We start from the raw sequence: 8,259 nt of genomic DNA, 5'->3' as shown, positions 1-8,259 counted from the left end.
GCGCCTCGTTCTGCAACGAGGTGATCTGGTTGTTGATCTGCTGGAGCTCCCGCGCGGCGGTCAGCACATTCTGAACGTAGTTGTTGGGATCGAAAACGATCAGCGCCCGTGCGGGGATCGTAACGCCAAGCGCCAGCGCGGTGACACCGGCTGCGGCCAGTAGGGCAAGACGCCTCATGGCGATTTCTCCAGATTGACAAGATTGGGAATCAGATCTGTGGCCCAGGCGACGCCACGGTGTTGGAGCCAGGCCGGCACGAAGCCGTCAGGTCCATGTTCGGCGAGGAGCTGCGCAATGGCGGCCTGGTCTGTCTTGGAAGAGGCCGCGCTGAATGCGAGCGCAACCTCACCAAGCCCGAGTTCGAACATCCGGTTGCCGCGACGGGACTGGCAGTAATAGTCGCGTTTTGGCGTTGCCCGACTCAATAACTCGATCTGGCGGTCATTGAGGCCGAAGCGGCGGTAGATGGCGGTGATTTGCGGTTCGATCGCCCGTTCGTTCGGCAGCAACAAGCGAGTTGGGCAGCTTTCGATGATCGCCGGCGCGATCGCGGAGCCGTCGATATCCGAGAGCGACTGGGTGGCGAAGATGACGGAGGCATTCTTTTTCCGAAGCGTCTTGAGCCATTCCCGGAGTTGCCCCGCGAAATCCTCGTCATCGAGGGCAAGCCAACCCTCATCGACAATCAGGAGTGTCGGCCGACCATCGAGACGATCCCCAATACGATGGAAAAGGTACGCCAGCACGGCCGGCGCCGCGCTCGTTCCGATCAAGCCTTCGGTCTCAAACGCCTGGACCGACGCTTCGCCAAGGCGCTCGAATTCGGCATCGAGCAGGCGCCCTGAGGGACCACCCAGGCAATAGGGTTGCAGGGCACGTTTCAGGGAGTTGGATTGGATGAGGACTGACAGCCCCGTCAGGGTGCGTTCCTGCATCGGCGCCGAGGCGAGAGACGTCAGCGCCGACCACAGATGATCCTTGACCTCCGGGGTGATCTCGATCTTTTCCCGTGCCAGGATCGCGCAGATCCATTCGGTGGCCCATCCGCGCTCTGAAGGATCATCGATCCAAGCCAGCGGCTGCAGCGCGACGGGCCGATCACTTCCGTCAGACAAAGCGCCGCCCAAATCATGCCAGTCGCCGCCCATGCCGAGCGCGGCCGCCCGGATCGAACCACCGAAATCGAACGCAAAGACCTGAGAGTTCGGGTAACGGCGGAATTGCAGTGCCATCAGAGCGAGCAGTACCGACTTGCCGGCCCCCGTCGGTCCGACCACAAGGGTATGGCCGACGTCGCCGACGTGGAGGGAGAATCGGAATGGGGTCGATCCCTCGGTCTTGCCGAACAGGAGGGGCGGACCCTTGAAGTGCAGATCCCTCGCCTCGCCGGCCCATATGGCGGAAATCGGAATCATATGGGCGAGGTTGAGGGTCGAAACCGGCGGCTGACGCACGTTGGCGTAGACGTGCCCGGGCAGACTGCCGAGCCAGGCTTCGACGGCGTTCACGGTCTCGATCATGCAGGTGAAATCGCGGCCCTGAACGACCTTCTCGACCAGCCGCAGCTTTTCATCGGCAGCACCAGGATCCCGGTCCCAGACTGTGATGGTCGCCGTGACAAAGGCTTGTCCGATCTGATCGGACCCCAGTTCCTGCAACGCCGCGTCGGCATCAAGCGCCTTGTTGTGGGCGTCGGTATCGAGCAGCGTCGACGCCTCGTTCGTCATGACCTCCTTGAGAATGGCGCCAATCGACTTTCGCTTGGCGAACCACTGCCGCCGAATCTTGGTCAGCAGCTTGGTGGCGTCGGTCTTGTCGAGCATGATCGCCCGGGTCGACCAACGATAAGAGAATGGCAGGCGATTCAGGTCGTCTAGGATTCCCGGAGTCGTGGCGCCCGGAAAGCCAACAATCGTTAGGACCCGAAGATTGGCTGAGCCCAACATCGGCTCTAGCCCGCCGGTCAACGGCTGGTCGGCCAAGAGCGCATCGATGTACATGGGAATTTCGGGCACCCGAACCCGATGACGCTTGGTCGAGATTGTCGAGTGCAGGTAGGTCAGCGTGTATTGATCATCGAGCCAGGCGCATTCGGGCATAAATCCTTTAACGAGTTGAAGCACGCGGTTGGTTTGATCGATAAAACCGCGGAGTACCTCGTGAGCAGCGGCCCCAACGGCGCGGTCGCGACCCTCGTAAAGAAGTCGCTCTGCCTTGGCGGCTCCTTCCTCGGGGGGCAGATAGAGGAAGGTCAAGAAGTAGCTGGACTCGTAGTGGGCACCCGCCTCTTCAAACTGAGCTCTGCGCTCGGCGTCGACCAGTGCGGATGCGACATCCGGAAATGTGCTCGGAGGATAGGCCCCGGCAAAATGGCGCTGCGCCTCGACGAATACGGCCCAGCCTGATCCGAGGCGGCGCAGGGCGTTGTTCAGACGGCCGGCGACGGCGACAAGTTCAGCCGGCACCGCACTGTCGAGGTCAGGCCCCCGGAACTTTGCTGTCCGTTGAAACGAGCCGTCCTTGTTCAGGATGATACCCTCGTCGACGAGGGCGGCCCACGGCAAGTAGTCGGCAAGACGCGCGTTGGAATGGCGGTATTCGGCAAGGTTCATCATGGTAGAGAGCTCAGGCGTTGAGATGGCCGGGAATGCGAAGATGTCGGCGCACGACGTCGACAAAGGCAGGATCGCGCTTGGCTGCCCAGACGGCGGCCATGTGGCCGATGAACCAGAGGACAAGGCCCGCGATCCAGAGCCGAAGTCCGAGCCCCAGGGCTGCAGCAAGCGTGCCGTTGACGATCGCGACCGACCGTGGCGCGCCGCCCATCAGGATTGGCTCAGTGAGCGCGCGATGAACGAGCACGACAAAGCCTGTGACCGGTTCATCCATCAGATCACCACGCCGCCGCCGAAGGAGAAGAACGAAAGGAAGAAACTCGAGGCGGCAAACGCGATCGACAGACCGAACACGATCTGGATCAGCCTGCGGAAACCACCTGACGAGTCTCCGAACGCGAGCGTGAGCCCGGTCACGACAATGATGATGACGGCGATGATCTTGGCGACCGGACCTTCAACTGACTGCAAGATCTGATTGAGTGGCTGTTCCCACGGCATGTTCGATCCGGCAGCCCATGCCGGTGCCGACGCCAAAAGAAGCATCCCGGACATGGCCAGTGAAGCGGCATCTCGACGAAAACGAAATTGCGGACGCATGTCAGTCTCCTGCTGATGAAAGGTCGTAGTCGCCGGCGGCCCCTAGCCCGGTGACGAGGGCAAGCTCGGCGAGGCGACGGTCAGCGCCGCGCCCCGCAAGCACAGCAACGAGGTTGATGGTCTCAGCGATCAGGGCGCGCGGAACCGTGATGACGGCTTCCTGGATCAGTTGCTCGAGCCGCCGCAGGGCACCGAGCGCAGTACCCGCATGGATGGTGCCGATGCCCCCGGGGTGGCCGGTGCCCCAAGCCTTGAGCAGATCGAGTGCTTCGGCACCGCGAACTTCGCCGACTGGAATCCGGTCAGGACGCAGTCGCAGCGAGGAGCGAACGAGGTCCGATAGCGTGGCCACGCCATCTTTGGTACGCAAAGCGACGAGATTGGGCGCTTTGCACTGAAGTTCGCGGGTATCTTCGATCAGCACGACCCGATCAGAAGTCTTTGCCACCTCGGCCAAGAGCGCATTCGTCAATGTTGTCTTGCCGGTCGATGTCCCGCCGGCGACGAGGATGTTCTTGCGTGAGACGACTGCGCTCTTCAGGATGTTGGCCTGTTCCGGGGTCATGATCTCTTTGGCGACGTAGTCATCCAGCGTAAACACGGCGACGGCGGCCTTGCGGATAGCAAAGGCCGGTGCTGCAACGACCGGGGGCAAGAGCCCCTCGAAGCGTTCGCCGGTCCCAGGCAATTCGGCCGAGACCCGTGGCGCGCCGGCATGCACCTCGGCGCTTACGTGGTGCGCAACCAGGCGAACAATGCGCTCGCCATCCACTGCGGACAGAGTTTGGCCTGTATCGGTCAGGCCTTGCGACAACCGGTCGATCCACAGCCGCCCATCTGGGTTGAGCATTACCTCGATGATCGATTCATCCTCGAGGTATCCGGCGATCGCTGGGCCAAGCGCACTACGCAGCATTCGCGCACCGCGCGAATTCGCCTCCGATTGAAAGGAATGGATTGCCACCGTCGCCCCCACCGAATGAGGGCCTCCACAGAGGGCCCCTCAGATGGGGACGATTAGAAAAGGCACCAATGGACTTGGCGCAACAAGCGCTTTCGATGATCGTAGACCGGCGTAGAAAAAGAAAGATTGAGAGGCGATATTTGACGCCTACTCAATCGTATGGGTTCGCTGCGAGTTGCTGCTCACCACTCCGCATCGTCATCCGGAGGCAGGAGGATGGCCGAATTCTCGTACAAGCCAACTGACTCGACAGGTTCGAAGGCGCTAGCCGACATGTCGAGAGAGGATTGACCCCACCCATGACGCAAAGGCCCGGAACCAAGGCAGCGCGAACCAGAGCAATGTCACGATCTGCAGTGCTACGTTGAGACCGAACGCTACTTGATAGGCTTGGACGGGCCTATGGCCATCATTCGCAGACCATTGCTCCAGGATAAGACCTGTCGCGTATTGTGCTAGAAACGCCCAACCAAAGTGCAAGACGTTCAAGGCGCCGTTGGCACGACCGGCAAGCTCCGGCGGAAAGTAATCCGCTATCACGGCGAAGCTGACCACGGTTGCCGTTCCGACAATTGCGACAACAGACCAGGGCAAGATAGATGGCAGAGACGCTCGAAGGATCAAGGCAAACTCGGCTGCGATAAATAGTACCGCAACCATCGCCAATATTGTCTCCGCCCCGATTCCCCTTCGTTTGACGTAATGGACCGTCATACCGAACAACCAGGCACCCGCGCTAAGTACGATCGACATAATGAAAAGCTGGCTCACGAGGCTTGCGCGATCAAACCCCTCTACGTCGGTCAGCCATGGCGATGCCCATAATCCCTGCAGAGACCAAGCCGATCCAATGCAAGTCGCCGACAATGGGGCCATTCGCCAAAAGCGCCGATCGCTGAAAACGGAGCTCAGGGTGGCGGAAGCTGTTGATGGGGCTGCGCTTCGTTCAGGCACCACGAGATAGATGAGAATGGCCGTCGTAGCGGTCGCGACTGCCAAAATCTCGAAGAGCTGCCGCCAGCCCATCGAAGTCAGCAGGTGTTCGACGGGAGCCGTCGCGGTCACCGCTCCTAGCGACCCCAGCATGATCATATAGCCGTTCAGCAAGGCAACTCGTTCCCTAGGAAACCAAAGGATGATCGACTTCAGTCCTGCAGTCAGTGCCGCCGCTACGCCAAGCCCGATCATTGCGCGCGCGATCAAAAGCGACAGGAAGCCAGTCGATACCGAAAACAGTCCGCCGCCCACTGCTGCGAGCAAGAGCAGAACGCTCTGGACGCGACGCGGACCAAAGTGGTCCAACAATAAACCGACGGGGATCTGGGCCACCGCGAGAACAAGAAAATAGACTGACGTAAGCAACCCGAGGTCGGCAGTCCCAAGCCCGGTGTCCGAGCTGAGATGGCTGGCGATCAGAGCGTTGATCGTTCGAAACAGATATGAGAGATAGTACCCAGCTGCAAAAGGGAGAAAAACGCGCGCGATTCGACGCCATGCTGTTGAGATTTGCATGCTGGCCCCTTTGCTCTCAGCTCGCTCGAGCCGATAGCGCGTCCAGCTTTTGTCGGTTCGGCTAAATCGCTGAAGTCGTAGGCTGGCGTAGAAAAAGAAAGAGCGGCGAAACGGTCTATCGACATGGTTCAATCAGCCTTCTTCTGCCGATTCCTGACGGCGGATATCTTCTGGAATCTCGCGCAGAAAGCTTTGCCCCTTTTGCAAACGACGCCCGAGCGCCTCGACAAATCCCTCAAAGCGCTCCCTTCCCTTTGCTTGAGCGGCCGCTTGCGCATCGTTGGGCAACGGTGGCGTGATCGTCAGCCAAAAACGAATGAAGAGGGCCAAGGTCTCGGCCGTCAAACCAACGTCGCGTTCCAGCCTCTGCATCTGACGGGAAAGCCGATCCAGACGACGGGTAAATGCTGCCTCCCGCCTGTCCGCTCCATCCGGTGACAGAAACGAAGCGACGGCCGCTTCCACGATCGCAGACCGCGAAAGCTTCTTGCGATCGGCAAGATCGGAAATCTGCCTCAGAAGCTCGGGCGGGAAATACACGTTCATCCGGTCGCGCATATTGCCTCAGAGCTCCATACCGTCATTCGGGTCCATAGCGACTTGACGGGAGACACCGCGCATCTGTTGCCGTATGAGCCGGGACTGACGGACCGCATCCTCGTCATCGTCAAGAACGGCGGCAAATTCTTCTACCGGTGTCGGTTCGGTCGTCTCCTTGGCGATCGCGATGTGATCGGGGAGTTCCGGCTCACGACGGAGCCCGCTGTTCGCCGTGTCTTCCTCGGCCTCCGCGGCCTTGTCGGTTGGACCTCCCGTCGGCTTCGGCGCTCCGCGCACTGACCATCCGTCCGTTCGCGATGATCGGCCGGCCCTTGCCGGATCGGGCGGCGGCAGAACCCGCTCGGTGAAGCGCTGATCCTCGTAGTAGCGGACCTTCTTCGCCCGGATCGGCGGCGTGCCCGCCACCATGACGATCTCGTCCATCGGCGGAAGCTGCATGACTTCGCCCGGGGTCAAAAGCGGCCTTGCCGTCTCCTGGCGCGAGACCATGAGGTGACCGAGCCAAGGGTTCAACCTGTGCCCGGCGTAGTTCTTCATGGCCCGCATCTCGGTCGCCGTACCCAAGGCGTCGGACACACGTTTGGCCGTCCGCTCGTCGTTGGTCGCGAAGCTGACGCGGACGTGGCAGTTGTCGAGGATGGCGTTGTTAGGCCCATAGGCCTTCTCGATCTGATTGAGCGATTGCGCGATCAAGAAGCTCTTGATGCCGTACCCCGCCATGAAGGCGAGCGCGGACTCGAAAAAATCGAGCCGCCCAAGCGCTGGGAACTCGTCGAGCATCATCAGGACTCGATGCCGGCGGTCGCAGGCGTGCAGGTCCTCGGTTAGGCGACGACCAATCTGGTTCAGCACCAGACGGATCAACGGCTTGGTCCGTGAGATATCGGATGGCGGCACTACGAGATACAACGTTGTAGGGTGGCTATCTGCGATCAGATCGGCGATCCGCCAATCGCAACGGCAGGTCACCTGGGCCACCACGGGATCACGGTACAGCCCGAGAAACGACATCGCCGTGGACAGGACACCAGAACGTTCATTTTCCGACTTATTGAGGAGTTCGCGCGCGGTCGATGCGACCACGGGATGAGCGCCCTGTTCGCCGAGGTGCCGAGCGGTCATCATCGCCTTTAGAGTGGCTTCGATCGGCCGCTTCGGGTCGGAAAGAAAAGCTGCGACGCCGGCCAAGGTCTTGTCTGTCTCGGAATAGAGGACATGGAGTATGGCGCCGACCAGAAGCGAATGACTGGTCTTCTCCCAATGGTTCCGCTTGTCGAGCGAGCCTTCGGGGTCGACCAGGACGTCGGCGACGTTCTGGACGTCGCGAACCTCCCGTTCCCCGCGCCGGACCTCGATGAGCGGGTTGTAAGCTGAGGACTTCGGGTTGGTCGGGTCGAACAGCAGGACGCGGCCGTGACGAGAGCGAAAGCCCGCGGTCAGTTGCCAGTTCTCACCTTTGATGTCGTGGACGATAGCCGAGCCCGACCATGCCAGCAATGAGGGGACGACGAGACCGACACCTTTGCCCGACCGGGTAGGTGCAAAACACAGTACGTGTTCCGGTCCGTCATGGCGGAGGTAGTCGCGGTCAAGTTTGCCAAGCACAACGCCATCCGGACCGAGAAGTCCGGCCGCTCGAACCTCTTCGGCATCAGCCCAGCGCGCCGAACCATAGGTTTCGACGTTCTTGGCTTCACGCGCGCGCCACACCGACATGCCGATCGCCACCGCGATCGACACGAAGGTCCCTGACGCCGCGATGAAGGCCCCCTCGACAAAGATTTGAGGCGCGTAGGCGTCGTAGACGAACCACCACCAGAAGAAGATTGGCGGGTAATAGATCTTGAAGCCCAATAGTTCGAACCAGGGCCGCCCAAGCTCCGGTTGCCAGGCGAGTCGCCAGGCCGTCCACTCGGTGGCTCCCCAGATGGCCAACAAAACGATCAGGCCGACAACGATGACCTGTCCCCAGAGGATTTTGGTTCCGGACATCCCAAACGCCCTTC

The 8,259-nt window shown here is 60.8% G+C and carries 7 protein-coding genes and 1 pseudogene; all 8 read right to left on the bottom strand.

Going from position 1 to position 8,259, the window contains the following annotated elements; all coding sequences use genetic code 11:
• Positions 1-178: pseudogene (locus AC1VNY_RS14955) on the bottom strand (P-type conjugative transfer protein TrbJ); the annotation flags it as partial.
• Entirely contained in the window at positions 175-2,616 is a 2,442-nt protein-coding gene (gene trbE, locus AC1VNY_RS14950) for a conjugal transfer protein TrbE (RefSeq protein ID WP_482405714.1), read from the bottom strand. The gene trbE and the pseudogene AC1VNY_RS14955, both read right to left, overlap by 4 nt.
• A gap of 10 nt (positions 2,617-2,626) precedes the next feature.
• Positions 2,627-2,890, bottom strand: a complete 264-nt coding sequence (locus AC1VNY_RS14945; RefSeq protein ID WP_018270310.1) for a VirB3 family type IV secretion system protein — start codon at positions 2,888-2,890, stop codon at positions 2,627-2,629.
• Positions 2,890-3,216 (bottom strand): TrbC/VirB2 family type IV secretion system protein, encoded by a 327-nt coding sequence (locus AC1VNY_RS14940; protein WP_212058505.1) that lies wholly within the window; start codon positions 3,214-3,216, stop codon positions 2,890-2,892. The genes AC1VNY_RS14945 and AC1VNY_RS14940 overlap by 1 nt, the downstream gene beginning before the upstream one ends.
• A gap of 1 nt (position 3,217) precedes the next feature.
• Complete coding sequence (trbB, locus tag AC1VNY_RS14935) at positions 3,218-4,132, bottom strand: P-type conjugative transfer ATPase TrbB (RefSeq protein ID WP_212058571.1); 915 nt, start codon at positions 4,130-4,132, stop codon at positions 3,218-3,220.
• Positions 4,133-4,444: 312 nt separating this feature from the next.
• Positions 4,445-5,824, bottom strand: coding sequence for an MFS transporter (locus AC1VNY_RS14930; RefSeq protein ID WP_482405713.1), 1,380 nt, complete (start codon positions 5,822-5,824; stop codon positions 4,445-4,447).
• On the bottom strand, positions 5,825-6,250 hold the full coding sequence (locus AC1VNY_RS14925) for a CopG family transcriptional regulator (RefSeq protein ID WP_194456090.1): 426 nt from the start codon (positions 6,248-6,250) through the stop codon (positions 5,825-5,827).
• A 6-nt stretch (positions 6,251-6,256) separates the two neighbouring features.
• Positions 6,257-8,245 (bottom strand): conjugal transfer protein TraG, encoded by a 1,989-nt coding sequence (locus AC1VNY_RS14920; RefSeq protein ID WP_482405712.1) that lies wholly within the window; start codon positions 8,243-8,245, stop codon positions 6,257-6,259.
• Positions 8,246-8,259 lie beyond the last annotated feature (14 nt).

This window comes from Bradyrhizobium ferriligni, assembly GCF_056837965.1.
This window is presented reverse-complemented; position numbering and strand designations above follow the sequence as displayed.